Source organism: Angustibacter peucedani (assembly GCF_054779595.1).
Genome location: NZ_BAAGXY010000111.1, coordinates 1 through 22,412, shown reverse-complemented (window position 1 = coordinate 22,412; position 22,412 = coordinate 1). Strand labels below are relative to the sequence as shown.

The window sequence follows — 22,412 nt, the reverse complement described above, 5'->3', positions numbered from 1 at the left end:
CGCTGCCCGAGGTGCCGCCCGACGCCGGCCGCGCGGTCGGCCACCTGCGCCGGCAGCCGGCCGACGGCACGCGGTCGTACGTCGCGCTCCACCAGGTCGCGGCCGCGCCGACCGGTGCCGTCTGGACGCCGGCCGAGCAGGCCCGCGACCTGCCGGCCGTCGCGCCGTGGTGGCCGCTGGTCGAGCGGCTGCTGCAGCGGCGTCCGGGCTAGCGCAGGGAGCGCAGCTCGGCCTCGACGTTGGCGCGCGCGGCGGCCTCCCAGCGCTCGTGCGCCGACGGCGTCCGGTACAGCCGGTCGGGTGCCAGCAGCCCCTCCAGGACGGCGGCCCGCCCGGCGCGCCACGCGTCGTCCGGCACCGCGGCGTACTCGTGCCGGACGTCGGAGACGTACGTCGCGTAGCGGTTCGGCGGGCTGGCCAGGACGGCGAGGTCGGCGTCGCTGAGCACCATGCCGTCGGCGTCGTGCGCCGCGGGGTCGTGGGAGGCGGTAAGCCGCACCAGGTCGGCCACCTTCAGGGCGCGGTCGGGGTCGACGTCCCAGCCGCCGAGGGTGGTCATGGCCAGGCGGGCGCTGGCCTCCTCGTTGTCGTCGGCGCCGATCTCGTAGACCGCGTCGTGCCACCAGGCGGCGAGCATGACGGCCGACAGGTCGCGCGCGTGCTCGGCGAGCAGCGCCACCGCCGCCACGACCTCGCCCAGGTGGCGCTGGTCGTGGTACGCCCGGTGCGGCTCGGCGTACCGCGAGAGCAGCTCGAGCCCGGCGGCCTCGAGGTCGGCGCGGTCGACCCCGGGCGCCAGCCGGCGCGTGTGACGGACCCATCCACCGAGCAGCTCCATGCGTCCCATCCTGCCGTGGCCGCACGCCCCGGTGCGGCTGCGCCGCGCGTGCGATGCTGTCGCCATGAGCGCCTCCTCCGCGCAGGCCCTCGGCGAGGCGCTGCGGGCCACCGGTTACCTGCCGGACGACGGCCTGGCCACGGTCGCCTGGCTGGCCGGCCGCCTGCACCGCCCCCTGCTGCTGGAGGGCGAGCCGGGCACCGGGAAGACCGCCCTGGCCGAGGCGCTGGCGCAGGCCAGCGGCGCGCCGCTGGTGCGGCTGCAGTGCTACGAGGGCATCGACGCCAGCCAGGCGCTCTACGACTGGGACGTCACCCGCCAGGTGCTGCACCTGCGCGCGCTCGAGGCCACGCGCGGCGACCAGGCGCTCGACGTCGAGGCGGCCGAGCGCTCGCTGTTCGACGAGCGGTTCCTGCTCGCCCGGCCCGTGCTGCAGGCGCTGCGCACGGCGCCGTCCGTGCTGCTCGTCGACGAGGTCGACCGCGCGGACGACGAGTTCGAGGCCTTCCTGCTCGAGGTGCTCTCGACCTGGGCCGTCACCATCCCCGAGCTCGGCACGGTCACCGCGGTCGAGCCGCCGCTGGTCGTGCTCACGAGCAACCGCACCCGCGAGGTGCACGACGCCCTCAAGCGCCGCTGCCTCTACCACTGGGTCGAGCACCCCTCGCTCGCCCGCGAGGTCGAGATCCTGCGCACCCGGCTGCCCGACGTCCCGCCGCGCCTGGCCGAGCAGGTCGCCTCGGCCAGCCAGCGGCTGCGCACCCTCGGCCTGCTCAAGCCGCCCGGCGTCGCCGAGTCGCTGGACTGGGCTCGCTGCCTGGTCGAGCTGGGCGCCCGCGAGCTCGACACCGAGGTCGCGGCGACCACGCTGGGCGCGGTGCTGAAGTACCGCGAGGACGCCGACCGCGTGCGCGAGGGGCTCGACCGGCTGCTCGCGGGCTGAGGCGGTCCGCACGGTGGCCGACGACGTCGTCGAGGTGCTGGCCGGGTTCGCCCGCGCCGTGCGCGCCGGCGGCGTGCCCGTGACGCCCGACCGCACGGCGTCCTTCCTCGTCGCGGCGGCCGAGGTGGGGGCGGGCCAGCGCGCGGGCGTCTACTGGGCCGGCCGCGCCACGCTGTGCAGCGACCCCGACCACCTGCGGGTCTACGACCTGGCGTTCGCCGACTGGTTCGGCGGGGCGGTCGTGCACCAGGTGCCGCGCCGGGGGCAGCCGCCGGTGCAGGTGGGCACGATGGCCGACCTGGACGACGGCACCGCGCCGCAGGGCGAGGGCGACCAGGACGTCGAGCGGCTGGCGGCCTCCGCGAGCGCCACCGAGGTGCTGCGCCACCGCGACGTCGCCGAGCTGGACGCCGCGGCCCGCGAGCAGGTGCACCGGCTGCTGGCCGAGCTCGTCGTCCGGCGTCCGCTGCGGCGCTCGTCGCGGCGCAGGCCCTCCCACCGGGGCGAGCTCGACGTGCGGCGCACCCTGCGCGAGGAGCTGCGCCGCGGCGGCGAGCCAGGGCCGCTGCGCTACCGGCGGGCGACCCGTCGTCCGCGCCGCGAGGTCTGGCTGGTCGACGTCTCGGGGTCGATGGCGCCGTACTCCGACGTCCTGCTGCGGGTGGCGCACGCCGCGAGCCGGGCGCCCGCGCGCGGGCCGGCCGGGCAGCCCGGGGGGCGGGCGCGGGTCGAGGTGTTCACGGTCGGCACGCGGCTGACCCGGGTGACGCCGGCGTTCGCCAACCGCGACGTCGAGCTGGCGCTGCGCGCGGCCGGCGAGCAGGTGCCGGACTGGTCCGGCGGCACCCGGCTGGGCGAGACGCTGCGCGCGTTCGTCGACCGCTGGGGCCAGCGCGGCGTGGCCCGCGGCGCGGTCGTGGTGATCTGCTCGGACGGCTGGGAGCGCGGCGACCCGGCGCTGCTCGCCGAGCAGGTGCAGCGGCTGCAGCGGCTGGCGCACCGGGTGGTCTGGCTGAACCCGCACCGCGGCAAGGTCGGTTACGAGCCGGTGCAGTCGGGCATCGTCGCGGCCCTGCCGTACGTTGACGCCCTCGTGGCGGGCCACACGGTCTCGTCCTACGCCGAGCTGCTGGAGGTGGTCGCCCGTGCGTGAGGTCATGGAGCCGCTGCTGCAGTGGTGGCGCGAGGGGCGCAGCACCGGCGTCAGCACCGTGGTGGCCACCTGGCGCTCGGCGCCGCGGCCGGCGGGGGCGTCGATGCTGGTCGGACCGGACGGCTCGGCCGTGGGCAGCGTGAGCGGCGGCTGCGTCGAGGGCGCGGTCTACGAGCTGGCGCAGTCCGTGGTGGCCGACGGCGCCCCGGTGCTGCAGCGCTACGGCGTCAGCGACGACGACGCCTTCGCGGTCGGGCTGACCTGCGGCGGGATCCTGGACGTCTACGTCGAGAAGGTCGACCGCGAGACGTTCCCCGAGCTCGAGCAGGTCGCGGCCGACGTCGCGGCGGGCCGGCCGGTGGCGGTCTGCACCGTGATCGAGCACCCCGACCCGGCCGTGCGCGGACGACGGCTCGTCGTCCGGCCCGAGCACGACGGCGAGCCGGTGGCCGGCTCGCTGGGCTCGGCCCGCGCCACCGACGCCGTCGCGGACGACGCGCGCGGGCTGCTCGCGGCTGGCCGCACCGAGACCCTGACCTACGGGCCGGACGGCGAGCGGCGCGGCGAGGGCATGCGGGTCTTCGTGTCGTCGTTCGCGCCCAAGCCGCGGATGCTCGTCTTCGGCGCGATCGACTTCGCGGCGGCGGTGGCCCGGGTCGGCTCGTTCCTCGGCTACCACGTGACGGTGTGCGACGCCCGGCCCGTCTTCGCGACGCGCTCGCGGTTCCCGGACGCCGACGACGTCGTCGTGCAGTGGCCGCACCAGTACCTGCAGGCCGAGGTCGACGCCGGCCGGGTCGACGAGCGGTCGGTGCTGGCGGTGCTGACGCACGACCCGAAGTTCGACGTCCCGGTGCTGGAGGTCGCGCTGCGGCTCGACGTCGCCTACGTGGGCGCCATGGGGTCGCGGCGCACGCACGACGACCGGCTCGACCGGCTGCGCGAGGCCGGGCTAACGGAGGCCGAGCTGGCCCGGCTCAGCTCGCCGATCGGGCTCGACCTGGGCGCGCGCACGCCCGAGGAGACCGCCGTCTCGGTGGCGGCCGAGATCATCCAGCTGCGCTGGGGCGGGCGCGGGCAGCGGCTCGGCGAGCTCGACGGCCCGATCCACCACACCGACCCCGTCACCTGACCCCGGCCGCCACCCGAGGTCGGGGCAGGGGTGTATCAGCGGGGTGGGGGGACGGCTCGGTTCTGGTGCGGGCGGTCGTCGGGCTGCCCCACCGGGAGGGGTGGGTCGTGGGCGGTCTGGCAGGAGCATCGGCGGTCGGGTTCGGCACGCACCGCTGGACGGGCTCGCCCGAGCAGGTGCGCGCGCTCGAGACCGCGCTCGACCACGGCTGCACGCTGCTGGACGTCGCCGGCGCCGGCGGCTCCTCCACCAGCAGCCCGCACGTCGAGGACGTCGTCGGGCGGGCGCTGGCCCGCCGGCTGGGCGACGTCGCGGTCGTCACGACGACGTCGCTGCTCGACCCCGGCGAGCTCGCCCGCCGCGTGCGCGTGGCGGCGGCCCGGCTGCGGCGCGACCGGGTCGACGTCCTGCTGCTCGACGACCTCGAGCAGCTCGTCACCCGCGGCCACCACCCGGCGACCAGCGCCCACCTGGTGCAGCAGGCCTTCGTCGCGTGCGAGCAGCTGGCCGACCACGGCGAGCTCGGCGCGTACGGCGTCTCGACCACGCGTCCCGCCGGCACGCCGTTCGACCTGGCCCGGCTGGTGGGACTGGCCCGCGAGGTGCGGCGCGACCACCGGTTCTCGGTGCTGCAGGTGCCGTGCGAGCTGCTGCTGCGCCGCGACGCCGGGGCCCCGGACCTGGTGCGGCAGGCGCACCGCGAGGGCGTCAGCACCATCGGCACGCGGCCGCTGCCGGTGTGGCCACGCCAGGGCGCGGCGCCGATGGCCACCTGCCAGCAGTACCTGCTCGACGGCGTCGACCACGTCGTCGTCGACCCGACCTGCGAGGAGCAGGTGCGGCAGGTGGCGGCGCTTCTGCCCGGGCGGCTGGCGGCGGTCGCGGGGCGCCGCGCCGGCTGAGCGATACCTCCGGTTCTGCGGGGGCCTGGGCGCACCGCTCGGCGGACCGACCGCGCCACTCGTCGTCCGGGCTCTTGCGCGCTGCCGCCCCCGCGGGGTGTGATGCACCTCACCGCAGGTTCGCGCGCTCGCCCCTGGAGGCCGCATGACCCGGATCACCGTCAGCGTCGACGGAACGCAGTACACCGACGAGGTCGAACCGCGGATGCTGCTGGTGCAGTACCTGCGCGAGACGCTCGGCAAGACCGGGACGGTGATCGGCTGCGACACCAGCAACTGCGGCGCCTGCACCGTCCATCTCGACGGCACGAGCGTGAAGTCCTGCTCGGTGCTCGCCGTCCAGGCCGACGGGCACGAGGTCACCACCATCGAGGGCCTCGCCGACGGCGACGAGCTGCACCCGGTGCAGCGGGCGTTCCACGAGCACCACGCCCTGCAGTGCGGGTTCTGCACGCCGGGCATGATCATGGCGTCCTGCGCGCTGCTCGCCGAGAACCCCGACCCGACCGAGGACGAGATCCGGCACGGCATCGAGGGCAACCTGTGCCGCTGCACCGGGTACCAGAACATCGTCAAGGCCGTGCAGGCCGCGGCCGCGGGCGGTGCACGATGACCGCCGTCGACGACCGGCCGGAGGCCGAGGAGCGCGAGCTCGGCCGCGCCCGCCGCCGCAAGGAGGACGCGCGGCTCATCACCGGCCGCACCCGCTGGACCGACAACATCACGCTGCCCGGCATGCTCCACCTGGCCTACGTGCGCAGCCCCTTCGCCCACGCCACCATCACCGGGATCGACACCGCGGCGGCCAAGGCGTCGTCCGGGGTCGTGGCCGTGCTGACCGGCGCCGACCTGAAGGACGAGCAGGGCAGCCTGCCCAACGCCTGGCCGATCACGCCCGACATGGTCGCGCCGCCGCACCCGGCGCTCGCGGTCGACCACGTGGCGTTCGCGGGCGAGGCCGTGGCCGTCGTCGCGGCGCGGAGCGCCCGCGAGGCGCGCGACGCCGCCGAGCTGGTCGACGTCGACTACGCCGAGCTGCCCCCGGTGCTCGACATGGAGACCGCGCTGGCCGACGGCGCCGACCTGGCCCACCCCGACCTCGGCACCAACAAGAGCGCCACCTGGGTGTTCGACTCGGCCGAGGCCGGCACCGGCACGGACGTCGACGCCGCCATCGCCGCGGCGCGCGAGAACGGCGTCGTGGTCGAGCGGCGCTTCCGCCAGCAGCGGCTGGTGCCGGCGTTCATGGAGCCGCGCTCGGTCGTGGTCGACCCGACCGGAGAGCAGATCGTCATGTGGAGCGCCACGCAGGTGCCGCACTTCGTGCGGATCTTCCTGGCGCTCGTCACCGGCGTGCCCGAGTCGAAGATCCGGGTCATCGCGCCGGACGTCGGCGGGGGCTTCGGCGGCAAGCTGCAGTTCACGCCCGAGGAGCTCGTGACGTTCCTGGTCGCGCGCCGCCTGGGCAAGCCCTGCAAGAGCACCGAGACCCGCACCGAGTCGATCCTGACCGCGCACCACGGCCGCGACCAGGTGCAGCGCATCACCGTGGCCGCCACCAAGGAGGGCAAGGTCACCGGCCTGAAGGTCGACCTGCTGGCCGACATGGGCGCCTACCTCGGGCTGGTGACGTCGGGCGTGCCGATCCTGGGCGCGTTCATGTTCAACGCGATCTACACCTTCGAGGCGTACCGCTTCACCTGCACCAACGTCTTCACCAACAAGACCTGGACCGACGCCTACCGCGGCGCCGGCCGGCCCGAGGCGACGTTCGCGATCGAGCGGATGATGGACGAGCTGGCCGTCGAGCTGGGTCGCGACCCGCTCGAGGTGCGCAAGCAGAACTGGATCACCCACGACCAGTTCCCGTTCACCACGGTGGCGGGCCTGGAGTACGACTCGGGCAACTACGAGGCCGCGACCGACAAGGCCGTGCAGCTCTTCGACTACGACGGCCTGCGCCGCGAGCAGGCCGAGCGGCGCGCGTCGGGCGACCCGGTGCAGCTCGGCATCGGCATCTCGACCTTCACCGAGATGTGCGGCCTCGCGCCGTCCCGCGTCCTGGGCGCGCTGAGCTACGTCGGCGGCGGGTGGGAGTCGGCGTCCGTGCGGATGCTGCCCACCGGCAAGGTCGAGGTCGTCGTCGGCACCAGCCCGCACGGGCAGGGTCACGAGACGGCGTTCAGCCAGATCGTGGCCGACCGGCTCGGCGTCGGGTTCGACGACGTCGAGGTGCTGCACGGCGACACCCAGGTCTCGCACAAGGGGCTGGACTCCTACGGCTCGCGCTCGCTCGTCGTCGGCGGCATCGCGGTGGTCAAGACGGTCGACAAGGTGATCGAGAAGGCACGCCCGATCGCGGCGCACCTGCTCGAGGCCAGCGCCGACGACCTGGAGTTCGCGAACGGCACCTTCACCGTGCGCGGCACCGACCAGGGCAAGTCGATGGCCGAGATCGCGTTCGCGGTGTTCCAGGCGCACGACCTGCCGGACGGCGTCGAGCCCACGCTGGACTCCGACGCGACGTTCGACCCCGAGAACTTCTCGTACCCGCACGGCACCCACCTGTGCGCCACCGAGGTCGACACCGAGACCGGTGCGGTGAAGATCCGCTCCTACGTCTGCGTCGACGACATCGGCGAGGTCGTGAACCCGATGATCGTCGAGGGCCAGGTGCACGGCGGGCTCGCCCAGGGCATCGCGCAGGCGCTGTACGAGGAGGCCGTGCACGACGAGCAGGGCACGCTCACGACGGCCACCTTCGTCGACTACCTGCTGCCGACGGCCGCCGACCTGCCGACGTTCACGACCGACCGGACGACGACGCCGTCGACCACCAACCCGCTGGGGGTCAAGGGAGTCGGCGAGGCCGGCACCATCGCCTCGACGCCCGCCGTGGTCAACGCGGTCATCGACGCGGTGCGGCACCTCGGCGTCCGCGAGATCGAGATGCCGCTGTCGCCGCAGCGGGTCTGGCGCGCGATCCGGGACGGCGCGGCCGGGGCCTCGGGCGAGCCGGCCGCGGCGTCGCCGCACTGGGAGGAACCGGCGCAGTCGGGCGGCGTCGAGCCCAGCGCGACCCGGGCCGAGGACGCCGACGGCGGCTCCGGCGAGGGGAGCCCGGCATGATCCCCGCGGCGTTCGACTACCACGCGCCCACCTCGGTCGACGAGGCCGTGCAGCTGCTCGGCCAGGCCGCGGCCGACGGCAAGGACGTGAAGGTGCTGGCCGGCGGGCAGAGCCTGCTTCCAGTGCTGCGCATGCGGCTCGCGGCGCCCGAGGTCGTGGTCGACCTGGGCCGGATCCCCGACCTGGCCGACGTCCGGGACGACGGCGACGCGCTCGTGATCGGCGCCATGGTGACGCACGACGCCGTGGTCAAGAGCGAGCTGGTCCGCCAGCACGCGCTGCTGCTCGCGCTGACGACCGAGACCGTCGCCGACCCGCAGGTGCGCCACCGCGGCACGTTCGGCGGCGCGCTGGTGCACGCCGACCCGGCGGGCGACCTGCCGGCGCCCGCGCTCGCCCTCGACGCCGAGATGGTGATCGCGGGGGCGGGCGGGGCGCGGCGCACGGTCGCGGCTGCCGACTTCTTCGAGGACCTGTTCACCACCGCGGTCGGCGAGGACGAGGTGCTGGTGCAGGTGCGGGTGCCGAAGCACACCGGCTGGCGCGCGAGCTACCAGAAGTTCAACCGCATCTCGCACGCGTGGGCGATGGTCGGGGCGGCGGTGGCGCTGCGGGTCGAGGACGGGTCCATCGCCGAGGCCAAGGTCGCGCTCACCAACATGGGCTCGGTGCCGGTGCGGGCCGCAGCGGTCGAGCAGGCGCTGGTCGGCCAGGCGCCGACGTCCGACGCCGTGCGCCAGGCGTGCGCGGCGGCGGGTGACGGCACGAACCCGCCCACCGACGCGAACGCCGACGCCGAGTACCGGCGTCACCTGGCCGGCGTCCTCACCGGTCGTGCGGTCGTCGCGGCGGGAGGCTGACCCGGCGTGGAGCTGCAGCACACGTTCACGGTGCCGATCGGGGTCGAGCAGGCCTGGGCGGCGTTCACCGACATCGAGCGGATCGCGCCGTGCCTGCCGGGCGCGGTCATCACGGCGGTCGAGGGCGACACCTTCCAGGGGACGGCCAAGGTCAAGCTCGGGCCGATCGCGCTGCAGTACGGCGGCAGCGGCACCTGGGTGTCGCGCGACGCCGACACGTACCACGCGGTGATCGAGGCGCAGGGCAAGGACAAGCGCGGCAACGGGACGGCGGGCGCGACGATCCGCGCGCACCTCGAGCCCGAGGGCGACGGCACGCGCGTCGTCGTCGACACCGACCTGAAGATCACCGGCCGGCCCGCGCAGTTCGGCCGCGGCGTCATCTCGGAGGTCGGCAGCAAGCTCCTCGACCAGTTCGCCGCCTGCCTCGCGACCCGGCTGGTCGACGTCCCCGAGCCCGCTGCGTCCGAAGGACCGGCTGCTATAGCGGCCAATCCTTCGGACGCAACCCCCGCGGCGGCACCGGTTGCCGCGGCTCCGCCAGCGGTGGCGCCGCCCGCGCCGCAGGAGCCCGAGCCGCCGCAGCTGGACCTGGGTGGCGTCGTCGGACCGGTGCTGCTCAAGCGCCTCGCGCCCCTGGTCGTCGCGGCCGCCGCCGTCGCGCTGGTCGTCTGGCTGGTCCGCCGGGGCTAGCGCTCGACCAGGAAGTGGGCGCCCGGGTCCGGCTCGGGCACGCGCGTGCCGGTGTTCTCGAGCAGGAGCACGGCGAGGTCGTCGGTGGCGACCTGCCCGTGCGTGTACCGGACGACGGTGCGCAGCAGGCCGTCGACCGCGTCGTCGACCGTGCCCGCGGCCAGCCGGCCGGCCAGCGGCGCGATCGGCAGGAACTCGCCGTTGCTGCCGCGCGCCTCGCTCAGCCCGTCGGTGTAGAGCAGCAGCCGGGTGCCCGGCGTCCAGGGCACGGACGTCGAGCGGTAGACGTCGCCGAGCCCGAGCGGCAGTCCCGGCGCCAACTCGAGCAGCACGCCGCGACCCTGGGTGTCGATCAGCAGCGGCAGCGGGTGGCCGCAGCTGACGAGGGTGAGCTCGTGCTCGTCGACGGCGACCAGGACGGCGGTCGCGAAGTCCTCCTCGCCGAGGAACGGCACGAGGTACCGGCTCATCTCGGCGGCCACCTCGGCGAGGTCCGCGCTCGCAGCGGCGGCCTGGCGGAACGCGCGGATGACGCGGCCGGCCTGCTCGACCGCGCCGACGCCCTTGCCGCGCACGTCGCCGACCACGAAGAACGTGCGCCCCGAGGTGTGGAAGCAGTCGAACAGGTCGCCGCCCACCAGGGCCTCCTGGCCCGCGGCCACGTAGCGCGCGGCGGTGCGCACCGGCCCGACCTCGGCCGGGACGACGGGCAGGATCGTGCGCTGGGCGACCTCGGCGATGCGGGCGACCCGGGCGTACTGGCGCTCGCGCCGCTCGCGCACCTCGGCGATGACCACGGCGGCCACCGACACGAGCGCGACGTTGATGATGCGGATCGTGCTCTGCGGCGAGTCCAGGGTCGACGTCCAGGCTCCGCCGAACACCGACAGCGCGATCGCCGCGGCGCCGAAGGCACCGGTGCCGTTCGCGGGCACGGCCGCCGCCGCGATCAACGGGGCCATGATCGAGAACCCGGCCAGCACGATGGTGGGCTCGCGGCCCGCGACGAGCACGGCGACCAGCACGGCCAGCAGCCACACCGCTGCCAGGCTGCGTGCCACGCGCTCCCGCCGCCGCTCGCTCACGCGCTCAGCGTCCCACAGCGACCACCGTCCGCAACGGCGGTCTCACCTGGTCAGCGCAGCGGGCAACGGTCGCGCGTGGACGACGGCCAGCCCGGTCACCGCCCGGGTGAGGACGACGTAGAGCCGGCGCAGCCCGGTGCGCTCGTCGGGCTCGGCCTCGGCGATCGCGGCCGGCTCGACCACGACGACGCGGTCGAACTCCAGGCCCTTGGCGACCGTGGCCGGCACCAGGTGCAGGCGGTGCGCGCCGTCCTCGTGGTCGGCCGTGCCGCGGTCGATCTCGTCGTCGCGGCCGAGCCGCAGGTGCTCGAGCCCGGCCGTGGTGAACGCCTGCGCGACCGCGGGCACCTCGGCGTCGGCCACCACCACGCCGACCGAGCCCTCGACGTCCAGGGCGGTGCGCGTCGCGGCGACGACGGCGTCGACCAGACCGGCGTCGTCGACCGCGACCAGGTCGAGGGTGCCGGGGTCGTCGCGCACCGACTCGGGTGCGGCCAGGCCGGGGGCCATGTGCGGCAGCAGCGCAGCCGCGAAGTCGATCACGGACGACGGCACGCGGAAGCCCCGGGTCAGCTCCTCGACGTGCGCGCCGTCCTGGCCGAGGTGGTGCAGCGACTCGGACCACGAGCGGGTCGACCACGGGGTGGTGCCCTGCGCGATGTCGCCCAGCACCGTCATCGAGCCGGTCGAGCAGCGCCGGCCCACGGCCCGCAGCTGCATCGGCGAGAGGTCCTGCGCCTCGTCCAGCACCACGTGCCCCAGGCTCGGCGTGCGCGTCACGAGGTCGGCCACCTCGTCGACGAGGACGGCGTCGGCCGCCGTCCAGGGCGCCGACCGCGGGCCGCGCGCGGGCGTCGGCCACAGCAGCAGGCGCTGCTCGTCGTCGGTGAGCACCCCGTCGGCGCACGCGGCCAGCAGCTCGGCGTCCGAGAGCAGCGCCATGACCACGCGCACCGGGTCGAGCTGCGGCCACAGGGCGTCGGCGTACGCCTTGACCGGGCGCGAGCGGGCCACGGAGTCCTGCACGCGGTCGTCGGGGGAGTCGCCCGCGGCCTCGAGCTGCAGCAGCACCGCGTGGGCGAGCCGCTGCGGCAGCATCGCGCGCGCCGCCCCGTACCGGACGCCGCGCGAGCGCAGCTCGTCGACCAGGTCGCGCACCTCGTGCGCCGGCACCCGCCACCGCCGCGACCCGCGCGGCACGACGAGCGCGTCGTCGGGGGTGCGCACGTGCGACCAGACCGCGCGCGAGAGGACCTCGGCCAGCCGCGCGTCGCCCTTCAGCGCCGCGACCGCGGCCGGGTCGACCGCCTTCACCGGGACGGTCGCCGTCAGCTGCTCGACCGTCGTGTGCGCCACCTCGATCTCGCCGAGCGCCGGCAGCACCGACCCGACGTGCTCGAGGAACGCGCGGTTCGGGCCGACCACGAGCACGCCGCTGCGGGCCAGCCGCTCGCGGAACGCGTACAGCAGCCACGCCGCGCGGTGCAGCCCCACGGCGGTCTTGCCGGTGCCCGGCGCGCCCTGCACGCAGACGGTGGTGCCGACGTCCGCCCGCACGATCGCGTCCTGCTCGGGCTGGATGGTGGCGACGATGTCGCGCATCGGTCCCACGCGCGGGCGCTCGATCTCGCCGGCCAGGATCTGGCTGCGGCGGTCCTGCTCGCTGCGGTCCGTGAGGTGCTCGTCCTCGTAGGCCGTGAGCTGGCCGTGGTCGACGCCGAACCTGCGGCGCAGCACCAGCCCCATCGGCTCGGCCCGGCTGGCCCGGTAGAACGCGCGCGACACGTCGGCGCGCCAGTCGACCACCACCGGGTCGCCGGACTCGTCGGCCACGTGCCGACGTCCGACGTACCAGCGCTCGGGGCGGCCGTCGGTCGCGCTCGGGTCCGTGCCGTCGGTGTCGATGCGGCCGAAGAACAGCGTGGACGTCGGGTCGTCGACCAGCGAGGCGGCGCGGTGGTAGAGCGTCGCGGCGAGGAACTCGGTCGAGATCCGGTCGCCGCCCTGCACCTCGAGCGACAGGGTGCGCTCGCGCATCCGCGCCAGGTCGGCGCGGGCCTTGGTGAGGTAGTTCTGCTCGGCTGCGAGGGGGTCTGTGTCGTCGTGATCAGCAGCAGGCACGAGGGGCGACGTTACTCCGGCACGACGCCGCCGCCGAAGGGTTTTCGGCCCCGGCGTCGTGTGCGGCGGGGTCAGCTGGAGGCCTGCTTGGTGAGGGTGGCCGTCACCTCGAGCTGCTTGCCCGAGCGGACGATCGTCAGCTTCACCGTGCTGCCGACCTGGCGCTCGCGGATCTGGGCCACGAGCGACTCCGAGCTGTTGACCGACTCGCCGTCGACGGCGATCACGGCGTCACCGGTCTTGAGCCCCGCGCTGGCGGCCGGGCTGCCGCTGGTGACCGCGGCGAGCAGGGCGGCGTTGCGCTGCGCCGCGCCTTGGGCGACGGTGCCGTCCTTCAGGCTCACGCCCAGGAACGGGTGCTCGGCCTTGCCGTCGGCGATCAGCTGGTCGGCGATCGACTTGGCCTCGTTGATCGGGATCGAGAAGCCGAGGCCGATGCTGCCGGACTGCGAGCTGGACGACGACTGGCCCAGCGAGGCGATGGACGACGGGATGCCGACCACCCGGCCGGTGTCGTCGACCAGGGCGCCGCCGGAGTTGCCGGGGTTGACGGCCGCGTCGGTCTGGATCGCGTTCGTCACCACGGTGCCGTCGCCAGACGAGCCGCTCTGCGTCCCCGGCTGCTGGCCCTGGCCGAACGGGCTGCCCTGGGTGGGGGTCTCCTCGTTGGCCGTCGTCACGGGGCGGTCGAGCGCGCTGACGATGCCGGTGGTCACCGTGCCGGCCAGGCCGAGCGGGTTGCCGACCGCCATCACGGGGGCGCCCACCGCGACCGAGTCCGAGTCGCCGAGCGTGGCCGGCGTCAGGTCGGTCGCGCCCTTCATCTGGATCACGGCCAGGTCGGTCGAGGGGTCGGTGCCGACGATGGTCGCCTCGTAGCTGCGGCCGTCCGAGAGGGTCACGGTCAAGGTGCCGCCCTGCGCGACGCCGCTGACCACGTGGTTGTTCGTCAGCACGCGGCCCTTGTCGTCCAGGACGACGCCCGAGCCCTCGGCGCTCTCGAACTGCGACTGCGTCGAGATGGCGACGACGCTCGGCTCGACCGCCGTGGCGACCTTGGACCAGTCGACGGCCTGGCCGGCCGACTGGCTGACCGGTCCCGCGCCGGTGCCGGCGGCGGGGCTGCCGCCGCCCGTGCCGGACGAGCTGGTGCTCGAGGTCGCGGCGCCGTTGTCGTGGGTGCTGGCGACCACCGCGCCCGTCGTCCCGCCCGCGACGACGGCGGCGACCACGGCGGCCACGGCGACGTCCACCCAGCGACGGCGGCCGCGCGCCGGGCGCTGCGGCTCGTCACCGGTGGGGCCGAGCGGCCCGGACGGCGGGCCCACCGGGGCCGCGGGCTCCAGGGGCTGGGTGTGGTCGGCGGCGCCGGGCCCGTACCACTGGATGGTCGGCTCGGTCGACGTGCCGGTCTGCGGGTGCTGCGCGGTCGGGTGCTGCTCTGTCGTCTGCGACATGTCCGTCTCACCTCGGGTCGGTCCTTGGGGTAGGACCAGCAGACCTCAGCGAGTTGGCCGGACGCTGGAGCCTTCCTGGGAGCCCTCTGTGAATGCGGGCGCGTCGGTGGCGCTGTCGGTGGGGTCGTCCTCCGCGTCGTCGTCCAGGTCGTCGGCGTCGTGCTCGGGCAGGTCGTCCGCGAGCTCGGCCGGCTGCGCGGCGAGGGGGATCCGCACCGCGAACGTCGCGCCGCCGCCGGCGGTCTCGGTGATGCCGACCTGGCCGCCGTGCGCGCCGACGATGGCGGCCACGATGGCCAGGCCGAGGCCGGAGCCGCCGGACGCGCGCTGGCGCGAGGCGTCGGCGCGGAAGAACCGCTCGAACACCTTGCGCGCCTGCTCGGGGGCGATGCCGGGGCCGTGGTCGCGCACCTCGAGGACGCCGAACCCGTCGTCGTCCGTGCCGACGGCCACCTCCACGGGGCTGCCCGGCGGGGTGTGCCGCAGCGCGTTGGCGACCAGGTTGGTCAGCACCTGGCGCATCCGGGCCTCGTCGCCGAGCACGACCGTGGGGCCGAGCGGGCCGCCCCGACCGGTGAGCGCGACCTCGCGAGCGGGGTCGAGCACGCGGGCGTCCTGCACCGCGTCGACCGCGACCACGGTCAGGTCGACGGGCGAGCGGCGCTCGGCGCGCTGCTCGTCGAGCCGGGCGAGGGTGAGCAGGTCGTCGACGAGACCGCCCATGCGGGCCGCCTCGTCCTCGATCCGGCGCATGGTGCCGGCCAGCGCCTCGGGCTCGCTCACCGCGCCCTGGCGGTAGAGCTCGGCGTAGCCGCGGACGGCGGCCAGCGGGGTGCGCAGCTCGTGGCTCGCGTCCGACACGAACCGCCGCATGCGCTCCTCGGACGCCGTGCTGATGGCGAACGCCTGCTCGATCTGGGCGAGCATGGCGTTGAGCGAGGCCGACAGCCGCCCGACCTCGGTCGAGCGCGGGTGTTCGGGGACGCGTTGGGTGAGGTCGCCCGCGGCGATCTTGCCGGCGACGTCCTCGACCTGCCGCAGCGGGCGCAGCGCCTGCCGGACGACGAGCCAGCCCAGCAGCGCGACCAGCGCGAGCACGGCGAGCCCGACGACCACGAGCACCGTGATCATCTGCCCGATGGTGTCGTCGACGTCCGTGAGGCTCTGGCCGATGACGAGCGTGCCGTCGCCGAGCCCGGAGGTGTCGGTGATGCGCACGGCGACCACGCGCCAGCGGCCGTCGCCGGTGGACGCGCCCACGGTGAACGGGTGCCCGTCGTGCGCCTCGACGGCGCGGGTGGTGATGGCGTCGAGGTCGGGCGTGGTGCTGCCGACCTGGCGCCCCAGCGGCTGGCTGACGCCGGAGTCGAAGACGACGATCCCGAAGGTGGACGTCGGCAGGCCGCGCGGCGCGGGCGGGGAGTCGTCCTGCCCGCCGTCCGGGCTGCGGACGAAGGCGCGCTGCGTGGCGACGATCTGGTCGTCGACCTTGCTGACCAGCTCGCGGCGCAGCAGCGTGACGGCCACCGCGGCGGTGACGGTGAGGGCGGCGAGCGAGACGACGACCACCACGGCCACCAGCCGGTCGCGCAGCGAGACCTGCGCGGCGCGGCGGCGGACGGCGGCCAGCCGCAGGCGCTCAGCCACGCTGCGGGGGCAGGCGCAGGACGTAGCCGACGCCTCGCTTGGTGTGGATGAGGGGCTCCTCGGTGTCGGCGTCGATCTTGCGCCGCAGGTAGGAGATGTAGGACTCGACGATGCCGGACTCGCCGCGGAAGTCGTAGTCCCAGACGTGGTCGAGGATCTGCGACTTCGACAGCACGCGGTTGGGGTTGAGCATGAGGTAGCGCAGCAGCTTGAACTCGGTGGGGGACAGCTCGACCAGCCGGCCGCCGCGCCGCACCTCGTGCGAGTCCTCGTCCATCTCGAGGTCGGCGAACTCCAGGCGCGCCCCGTCGTCGACCCCGCCACCCGACGTCCGGCGCAGCACGGCGCGGATGCGGGCCACGACCTCCTCGAGGCTGAACGGCTTGGTGACGTAGTCGTCGCCGCCCACCGTGAGGCCGGTGACCTTGTCGTGCGTGTCGTCGCGGGCGGTCAGGAAGACGACCGGCATGCGCCGTCCCTGGTCGCGCAGCCGGCGGGTGACGGCGAACCCGTCCATGTCGGGGAGCATGACGTCGAGCACCAGCAGGTCGGGCTTGGCCTGCTCGGCGAGCTTCAGCGCGCTCGCGCCGTCCCCGGCCGTGTGCACCTCGAAGCCCGCGAAGCGCAGGGACGTCGAGAGCAGCTCACGGATGTTCGGCTCGTCCTCGACCACCAGCAGCCGGGCCTCGGGGTTCTTCGTCGCGGGCATGCGCCACCACCTCTCTCGCCGTCGAGTATGGCGCGCGTTCCTGGGAGTTGCCTGGACGACGGCTCCACGTTCGCGCCGCACCTTGGTCGAGGAGTGGCGTCCCAGACCGTCGCTGGACCGCACTTCTCCACCAAGGTGCGGCTAGTCGGTGTCGGCGGTGCCGGCCAGGACGTCGGAGGCGTCGACGATCCGGTAGGCGTAGCCCTGCTCGGCCAAGAAGCGCTGGCGGTGCGCGGCGAAGTCGGCGTCGACGGTGTCGCGCGCGACGACCGTGTAGAACCGGGCGGCCCGGCCGTCGCCCTTGGGGCGCAGCACGCGGCCGAGGCGCTGGGCCTCCTCCTGCCGCGACCCGAAGCTGCCGGACACCTGGATCGCGACGCTGGCCTCGGGCAGGTCGATCGAGAAGTTCGCCACCTTGCTCACGACGAGCAGCCCGATCTCGCCGGTGCGGAACGCCTCGAACAACCGCTGCCGCTCGGTCACCGTGGTCTCGCCCTTGATGACCGGCGCGTCCAGGTGCTCGCCGAGCTCGTCGAGCTGGTCGAGGTACTGGCCGATGACCAGCGTGGGCTCGCCGCGGTGCTGGGCGACCAGGTGCTCGACCACCTTCGTCTTGACGTCGCTGGACGCCGCCAGCCGGTACCGGACGTCGGGCTCCGCGGTCGCGTAGGCCAGCCGCTCGGCGTCCGGCAGCGTGACCCGGACCTCGACGCAGTCGGCGGGCGCGATGTAGCCCTGCGCCTCGATGTCCTTCCACGGCGCGTCGTAGCGCTTGGGGCCGATCAGGCTGAAGACGTCGCCCTCGCGGCCGTCCTCGCGCACCAGGGTGGCGGTCAGGCCGAGTCGGCGGCGCGCCTGCAGGTCGGCGGTCATGCGGAAGATCGGTGCGGGCAGCAGGTGCACCTCGTCGTACAGGATCAGGCCCCAGTCGCGCGCGTCGAGCAGGTCGAGGTGCGGGTAGACGCCCTTCCGCTTCACGGTGAGCACCTGGTAGGTCGCGATGGTGACCGGGCGGATCTCCTTGCGGGCGCCGGAGTACTCGCCGATCTCGTCCTCGGTGAGCGACGTGCGGCGCAGCAGCTCCTCGCGCCACTGCCGGGCCGACACGGTGTTGGTGACGAGGATCAGCGTGGTGGCGCTCGCGCGGGCCATGGCGGCCGCGCCGACCAGCGTCTTGCCCGCGCCGCAGGGCAGCACCACGACGCCCGAGCCGCCGTGCCAGAAGCCGTCGACCGCCTCGGTCTGGTACGGGCGCAGGTGCCAGTCGGACTGGTCGAGCGCGATCGGGTGCGCCTCGCCGTCGACGTAACCGGCGAGGTCCTCGGCCGGCCAGCCCAGCTTGAGCAGCACCTGCTTGAGGTGCCCGCGCTCGCTCGGGTGGACGACGACCGTCTCGGTGTCGACCCGGTTGCCGACCAGCGGCTGCACCTTCTTGCTGCGCAGCACCTCCTCGAGCACCGGGACGTCCGACGCGTGCAGCACCAGCCCGTGGGTCGGGTGCTTCTCGAGCCGCAGCCGGCCGAAGCGGTCCATCGTCTCGGCGACGTCGACCAGCAGCGCGTGCGGCACCGGGTAGCGCGAGTAGGTGAGCAGCGTGTCGACGACCTGCTCGGCGTCGTGGCCGGCGGCGCGCGCGTTCCACAGCCCCAGCGGCGTGAGCCGGTAGGTGTGCACGTGCTCGGGCGCGCGCTCGAGCTCGGCGAACGGCGCGATCGCCTTGCGGCAGGCGTCGGCGTCGGCGTGGTCGACCTCGAGCAGCAGCGTCTTGTCGCTCTGCACGATGAGCGGACCGTCGGGGGCGTTCACCGGACCATTCTCTCAAACGGTGCCGACAGGTGCCGCCTGTCGGTGGGCAGTGCCAGGGTGGTCGGCATGGCACGCACCGTCCAGATCGTGTTCGACTGCTCCTCGCCTGCCGCCGTGGGCGACTTCTGGGTCTCCGCGCTCGGCTACGTCGTCGAGCCGCCCCCACCCGGGTTCGACACCTGGGAGGCCGCGCTCGACGCCTGGGGCGTCCCGGCCGACCAGCGCGACAGCAAGTACGCCGTCGTCGACCCGGACGGCGCCGGTCCGCGGCTGTTCTTCCAGCAGGTGCCCGAGGGCAAGCAGGTGAAGAACCGGCTGCACCTCGACGTCCGGGTCAGCGACCCGACGACGTCCCCCGACGAGCGCGACGCGGCCGTGATGGCCGAGGTCGAGCGGCTCGAGGGTGTGGGCGCGCGCCGGGTCGAGTGGCGGTTCGAGGAGGGCCGGCACTTCATGGTGATGCAGGACGTCGAGGGCAACGAGTTCTGCCTCACCTGATCGCTGGCGCCGGACCGGGGGAGCGGTCAGTAGCCGCCGTCGTAGGTGGTGCTCGAGTCGAAGCCGCCGGTCGCGACGCCGATCACGATGAAGATGATGAAGCCGACGAGCGCGAGCGCCGAGATGCCGATCGTGATCCACGAGCAGATCCGGCCGGCCCGCAGCTGGCCCTCGCCGAGCAGCCGGCCGCCGGACGCGTCGATCTCGCGCTGCGCCCCGCGCGCCAGCACCAGCGCCACGATCGCGGGGATGAACCCGATGCACGAGAACAGCAGCACCAGCGAGGCGATGCCGCAGATGAGCACGGCCGTGGCACGGCCGGACGTCGTCGGGCCGTAGTAGCCGGGCGGCGGCCCGCCGTACTGCATCGGCTGACCCGGCTGACCCGGCTGACCCGGGTGCGCGCCGTAGCCGGGCGGCGGGGGCGGGGCGCCGTACCCGCCGTACGGCGGCTGCGGCGGCGGCTGCTGCTGCCCGTACCCCGGGGCGGCCGGCGGCTGGCCGTAGCCCGGCGGCGGCGTGCCGTAGGTCGGCTGCGGAGGCTGGCCATACGTCTGGGCCGGCTGCACGTAGGGGTTGCTCGGCGGCGGGGGCGGGGTGTCCTGGCCGGACGCCGCGGCCGGCGGCGCGGACGCGGCCGGCGGCTCGGCCGGGTTCGACCACGGGTTCAGCACCGGCGGCGCCGGCTCCTCGGGCAGCGCGCGCGTCGGCTCGCCGCCGACGGCCTGGGTCTGCTCGTCGGCGCTCTCGGCGTCCGAGCCCTGCGGGCGGTCGGCGTCCGGAGCGGTGTCGTCAGGCACGGCGGTCCCCTCGTCGGCAGCGGGCCGGCGAGCGCCGGCGTCCTCAGCGGCACCTTATCGAGCCCACGCCGCCGTGGCTCAGCCGTCGGACGTCGTCGCCGCCCGCGCGACGCCGGTGACGCGGTGCACCGAGAACGTCCGCACCTCGTCGCTCGCGTGGTCGAAGGCCGTCACCCGACCGCCCTCGACCGACAGCGGCTCGACCACCCGGCGCTCGACCCGGCCGTTGCCGTCCGCGTACCCGATCCAGACCCGCTCGCGCCCGGCCACCGCCTCGCGCAGGGTGGCGAGCGTCGTGGCGGGCTCGGTCGGCACCAGGCGCGGACCACCCACCTCCGCCGGCGGGCGCTCGGGCTCGACCGCCGTCCGCAGCGCCTTGGCGACGGCCTCCAGCAGCGGGTCGGCGGGCGGAACCGTCTCGCCCCGGGTCGGCGCGGGCGGCTGGCGCGGCGGCGTGCGCCGGGTGTCCGGACGTCGCACCACCACCTCGCCGGACGACGACTCCGCCGCGGGCGCCAACCCGGTCTCGCGCAGCACCTGCAGCACCGTGGCCGGGTCGGACTGCGACGCGAGCACCGTCGGCGCCAGGGCCCGCAGCCGCAGCGACGCGGCCCGCCGGTCGGCCAGCAGCTCGCGCAGCACGCTCTCGTCGTCGCTGCGCACGTACGACGACACCGCACCGACGCGCACCCGCCCGTGGCGGCGCGAGACGTCGCGCACCAGGTAGTCCAGGGGCTGCGGCACGGGCGTGCGGCTGGACGTCGCGAGCTCGCCGAGCAGCTGGTCCGCCGTCCAGTCGGCGTCGAGCGCGCGGCGCACCGACGTCGGCGTGAAGCGGTAGACCGTGGCGCCCCCGCGCGACTCGACCTCGGCGGCGAGGTGCATCAGCCGGCCGAGCCCGGTCTCGAGCGGGCCGGGCGCCACGGCGGTGAGGTCGGCCTGCAGGAGCACGTGGTCGACCGGCGCGGGCAGCAGCCGGGCCACGGCGTCCTCGACGTCGGCGTCCTCGCGCGCGGTCCACGCGGCCCGCCCGGCGCTCGACAGCGCCCCCCGGCCGGTGACGCCCAGCAGCTCGGCCTCGGCCAGCGCCCAGCGCACCAGCTGGTCGTGCAGCCCGCCGGTGCGCCGCGGCCGCAGCCAGCGCAGCCGGTCGAGCAGCGTCGCGACGTCCGGTGCCGCGCCGGCAGGCAGGGCGGCCAGCTCGCGCAGCACGGCCTGGCGCACCAGCGCGGACGTCGGCCGGTCGACCTCGGCCGACAGCGCGCTGCGCAGGGTGCCGCGCTCGTCCTTGCTGCCCACCAGTCCCGGGGTGCGCGACGAGGTGAGCCAGGCCCGGGCGAGCCGTCGCCAGCGGGCAGCGGGCGGGTCCGCCGTCCAGACGTCGTAGGCCGGGGTCGGCGCCCAGCTCGCACCGACCTGGCCGTCGTCCGCGACCAGGCCGGCCGCGAACGCCACCTCGACGACGACCGCGGCCGTCTCGTCCGGGACGTCGAGCTCGAGCGCCGTGCGCCGCAGCTCGCGGACCCCCAGCCCGCCCGAGCGCAGCACCGGCGGTGGTGTGATGCCCCACAGCTCGCCGAGCTCGCCGACCCAGCGCAGCACCTCGGACGCCGCCGAGCCCGCGGCCGCGTCGACCAGCCGCGCGGCCCGCTCGGTCGAGGCCACCGCGGGCGCCTCGGGCTGCACGGTGGCGTGCACGCGCCCGCCGCGCAGCGCGTCGCCGACCACGCGCGGCAGCACCACGTGGTCCGGGTCGAGCACCGCGAGCAGCCGGTGGGCGAGCAGCCACTCGACCGGCGAGCGAGCCGTCTCGGTCGAGACCGGGCGGTCGGCGCGCGGCACCGCCCCGGCCGGCGGTCCCCAGGTCAGCCGCTCGAGCACCGCGCTCACGCCGTCCGGCGCCTCGGCGAGCAACGCCTCGACCTGCTCGGACGACGGCGCCCCCGGAGCGCTCGGGCCGAGCCCGGCCGGCCACGGGCCGAGCGTGTCGCGCACCGTCAGCACCAGGCGCAGGGCGGTGTCGCGGCCCCAGAGCAGGGCGAGCGCGCGCAGCCGGTCGAGGGCCGGCGCCACCGCCGTCGGCCGGACGCCGAGCAGCCGGGCCACGTCGGTGCGGTTCGTGGGGTCGGGCAGCGCGGCCAGGACGTCGACCACCTGCAGCGTGAAGGTGTCGAGGCCGTCCAGCGCGCGCTGCACGCTGGCGCGGGTCGTCGAACGGGCGGCCAGCGACGACAGGTCGTTCGGCACGGGGGCCACGAGGTCCGGCCGCGCGCGCAGCAGCGCGACGAGCTGCGCGTCGTCCCAGGTGCGCAGCTCGTCGGCGAGGCTGCGCGGTGCAGCCGGTCGGGTGGCCATCCGCACCACGCTACGCGCGTGGTCGAGCACGGTGCAGCGCGAGCGCCACGCACCAGGCGAGCAGCACCGTCACGAAGGTTCTCTCGCTGCCGCCGTACCAGGGCCCGTCGTGGCCGAGGTGGGTCAGGAACCACGCCAGGTCGGGCAGCGCCACGGCGAGGGCGCCGACCGCCGTCCAGCGCAGCCAGCGCGGCAGCCGCGGGCTCGCCGCCCCCGCGACCGCCGCGAGGTGCAGCCCGGTGAACGCCAGCGCCGCGCCGACGGAGTGGCCGAGCCCGCCCGCC

19 protein-coding genes and 1 pseudogene are annotated in these 22,412 nt (G+C 75.3%); 10 read left to right on the top strand and 10 right to left on the bottom strand.

Going from position 1 to position 22,412, the window contains the following annotated elements; all coding sequences use genetic code 11:
* The coding region (locus tag ACYVJ4_RS16545) for a hypothetical protein (RefSeq protein WP_460461233.1) at positions 1-212 on the top strand (212 nt) is incomplete at its 5' end.
* On the opposite strand, the gene ACYVJ4_RS16540 is transcribed toward ACYVJ4_RS16545, so the two are convergent.
* On the bottom strand, positions 209-838 hold the full coding sequence (locus ACYVJ4_RS16540) for an HD domain-containing protein (RefSeq protein ID WP_460461232.1): 630 nt from the start codon (positions 836-838) through the stop codon (positions 209-211). The two genes, ACYVJ4_RS16545 and ACYVJ4_RS16540, sit on opposite strands and share 4 nt — an antisense overlap.
* A gap of 64 nt (positions 839-902) precedes the next feature.
* Between ACYVJ4_RS16540 and ACYVJ4_RS16535 the strand changes: the two genes are divergently transcribed.
* From ACYVJ4_RS16535 to ACYVJ4_RS16500, 8 genes are all read left to right on the top strand, one after another.
* Positions 903-1,781 carry an AAA family ATPase gene (locus ACYVJ4_RS16535; protein ID WP_460461231.1) on the top strand — a complete coding sequence of 293 codons (879 nt, stop codon included), beginning with the start codon at positions 903-905 and terminating at the stop codon, positions 1,779-1,781.
* Positions 1,782-1,794: 13 nt separating this feature from the next.
* Entirely contained in the window at positions 1,795-2,934 is a 1,140-nt protein-coding gene (locus ACYVJ4_RS16530; protein ID WP_460461230.1) for a vWA domain-containing protein, read from the top strand.
* Complete coding sequence (locus tag ACYVJ4_RS16525) at positions 2,927-4,066, top strand: XdhC family protein (RefSeq protein WP_460461229.1); 1,140 nt, start codon at positions 2,927-2,929, stop codon at positions 4,064-4,066. The genes ACYVJ4_RS16530 and ACYVJ4_RS16525 overlap by 8 nt, the downstream gene beginning before the upstream one ends.
* A gap of 107 nt (positions 4,067-4,173) precedes the next feature.
* Complete coding sequence (locus ACYVJ4_RS16520) at positions 4,174-4,968, top strand: aldo/keto reductase (RefSeq protein ID WP_460461228.1); 795 nt, start codon at positions 4,174-4,176, stop codon at positions 4,966-4,968.
* A gap of 145 nt (positions 4,969-5,113) precedes the next feature.
* Positions 5,114-5,581, top strand: a complete 468-nt coding sequence (locus ACYVJ4_RS16515) for a (2Fe-2S)-binding protein (RefSeq protein WP_460461227.1) — start codon at positions 5,114-5,116, stop codon at positions 5,579-5,581.
* Positions 5,578-8,097, top strand: coding sequence for a xanthine dehydrogenase family protein molybdopterin-binding subunit (locus ACYVJ4_RS16510; protein WP_460461226.1), 2,520 nt, complete (start codon positions 5,578-5,580; stop codon positions 8,095-8,097). The genes ACYVJ4_RS16515 and ACYVJ4_RS16510 overlap by 4 nt, the downstream gene beginning before the upstream one ends.
* Positions 8,094-8,957 carry an FAD binding domain-containing protein gene (locus tag ACYVJ4_RS16505; protein WP_460461225.1) on the top strand — a complete coding sequence of 288 codons (864 nt, stop codon included), beginning with the start codon at positions 8,094-8,096 and terminating at the stop codon, positions 8,955-8,957. Before ACYVJ4_RS16510 ends, ACYVJ4_RS16505 begins: the two co-directional genes overlap by 4 nt.
* Before the next feature lie 6 nt (positions 8,958-8,963).
* The gene (locus ACYVJ4_RS16500) at positions 8,964-9,650 is read left to right on the top strand and encodes an SRPBCC family protein (RefSeq protein WP_460461224.1); all 687 of its coding nucleotides are present in this window, start codon (positions 8,964-8,966) and stop codon (positions 9,648-9,650) included.
* Here ACYVJ4_RS16500 and ACYVJ4_RS16495 read toward each other — a convergent pair.
* The 6 genes from ACYVJ4_RS16495 to ACYVJ4_RS16470 all read right to left on the bottom strand — a co-directional run bounded on the left by ACYVJ4_RS16495 (position 9,647) and on the right by ACYVJ4_RS16470 (position 18,475).
* Positions 9,647-10,735: a PP2C family protein-serine/threonine phosphatase gene (locus ACYVJ4_RS16495; RefSeq protein WP_460461223.1), complete on the bottom strand. Its 1,089-nt coding sequence runs from the start codon at positions 10,733-10,735 to the stop codon at positions 9,647-9,649. The two genes, ACYVJ4_RS16500 and ACYVJ4_RS16495, sit on opposite strands and share 4 nt — an antisense overlap.
* 42 nt (positions 10,736-10,777) lie before the next feature.
* Positions 10,778-12,856: a HelD family protein gene (locus tag ACYVJ4_RS16490; RefSeq protein ID WP_460461222.1), complete on the bottom strand. Its 2,079-nt coding sequence runs from the start codon at positions 12,854-12,856 to the stop codon at positions 10,778-10,780.
* Positions 12,857-12,927: 71 nt separating this feature from the next.
* The gene (locus tag ACYVJ4_RS16485) at positions 12,928-14,313 is read right to left on the bottom strand and encodes a S1C family serine protease (protein WP_460461221.1); all 1,386 of its coding nucleotides are present in this window, start codon (positions 14,311-14,313) and stop codon (positions 12,928-12,930) included.
* Between the two features lie 45 nt (positions 14,314-14,358).
* Entirely contained in the window at positions 14,359-15,960 is a 1,602-nt protein-coding gene (locus ACYVJ4_RS16480; protein WP_460461220.1) for a sensor histidine kinase, read from the bottom strand.
* Positions 15,953-16,669, bottom strand: coding sequence for a response regulator transcription factor (locus tag ACYVJ4_RS16475; protein WP_460461219.1), 717 nt, complete (start codon positions 16,667-16,669; stop codon positions 15,953-15,955). The genes ACYVJ4_RS16480 and ACYVJ4_RS16475 overlap by 8 nt, the downstream gene beginning before the upstream one ends.
* Before the next feature lie 141 nt (positions 16,670-16,810).
* Entirely contained in the window at positions 16,811-18,475 is a 1,665-nt protein-coding gene (locus ACYVJ4_RS16470) for a DNA repair helicase XPB (RefSeq protein WP_460461218.1), read from the bottom strand.
* A 66-nt stretch (positions 18,476-18,541) separates the two neighbouring features.
* Here ACYVJ4_RS16470 and ACYVJ4_RS16465 point away from each other — a divergent pair, with 66 nt between their 5' ends.
* Entirely contained in the window at positions 18,542-18,973 is a 432-nt protein-coding gene (locus ACYVJ4_RS16465) for a VOC family protein (RefSeq protein ID WP_460461217.1), read from the top strand.
* 26 nt (positions 18,974-18,999) lie between these two features.
* On the opposite strand, the gene ACYVJ4_RS16460 is transcribed toward ACYVJ4_RS16465, so the two are convergent.
* The 3 genes and pseudogenes from ACYVJ4_RS16460 to ACYVJ4_RS16450 form a co-directional block, all read right to left on the bottom strand.
* Entirely contained in the window at positions 19,000-19,773 is a 774-nt protein-coding gene (locus tag ACYVJ4_RS16460; RefSeq protein WP_460461216.1) for a DUF4190 domain-containing protein, read from the bottom strand.
* Between the two features lie 78 nt (positions 19,774-19,851).
* Positions 19,852-22,128 carry a helicase-associated domain-containing protein gene (locus ACYVJ4_RS16455; protein ID WP_460461215.1) on the bottom strand — a complete coding sequence of 759 codons (2,277 nt, stop codon included), beginning with the start codon at positions 22,126-22,128 and terminating at the stop codon, positions 19,852-19,854.
* A 10-nt stretch (positions 22,129-22,138) separates the two neighbouring features.
* Positions 22,139-22,412: pseudogene (locus ACYVJ4_RS16450) on the bottom strand (hypothetical protein); the annotation flags it as partial.

Coding starts and splice junctions, on each gene's coding strand:
- ACYVJ4_RS16540 (WP_460461232.1), bottom strand. CDS start 838: ATGGAGCTGCTCGGTGGATGGGTCCGTCACACGCGCCGGCTGGCGCCC.
- ACYVJ4_RS16535 (WP_460461231.1), top strand. CDS start 903: ATGAGCGCCTCCTCCGCGCAGGCCCTCGGCGAGGCGCTGCGGGCCACC.
- ACYVJ4_RS16515 (WP_460461227.1), top strand. CDS start 5,114: ATGACCCGGATCACCGTCAGCGTCGACGGAACGCAGTACACCGACGAG.
- ACYVJ4_RS16510 (WP_460461226.1), top strand. CDS start 5,578: ATGACCGCCGTCGACGACCGGCCGGAGGCCGAGGAGCGCGAGCTCGGC.
- ACYVJ4_RS16505 (WP_460461225.1), top strand. CDS start 8,094: ATGATCCCCGCGGCGTTCGACTACCACGCGCCCACCTCGGTCGACGAG.
- ACYVJ4_RS16485 (WP_460461221.1), bottom strand. CDS start 14,313: ATGTCGCAGACGACAGAGCAGCACCCGACCGCGCAGCACCCGCAGACC.
- ACYVJ4_RS16475 (WP_460461219.1), bottom strand. CDS start 16,669: ATGCCCGCGACGAAGAACCCCGAGGCCCGGCTGCTGGTGGTCGAGGAC.
- ACYVJ4_RS16465 (WP_460461217.1), top strand. CDS start 18,542: ATGGCACGCACCGTCCAGATCGTGTTCGACTGCTCCTCGCCTGCCGCC.
- ACYVJ4_RS16455 (WP_460461215.1), bottom strand. CDS start 22,128: ATGGCCACCCGACCGGCTGCACCGCGCAGCCTCGCCGACGAGCTGCGC.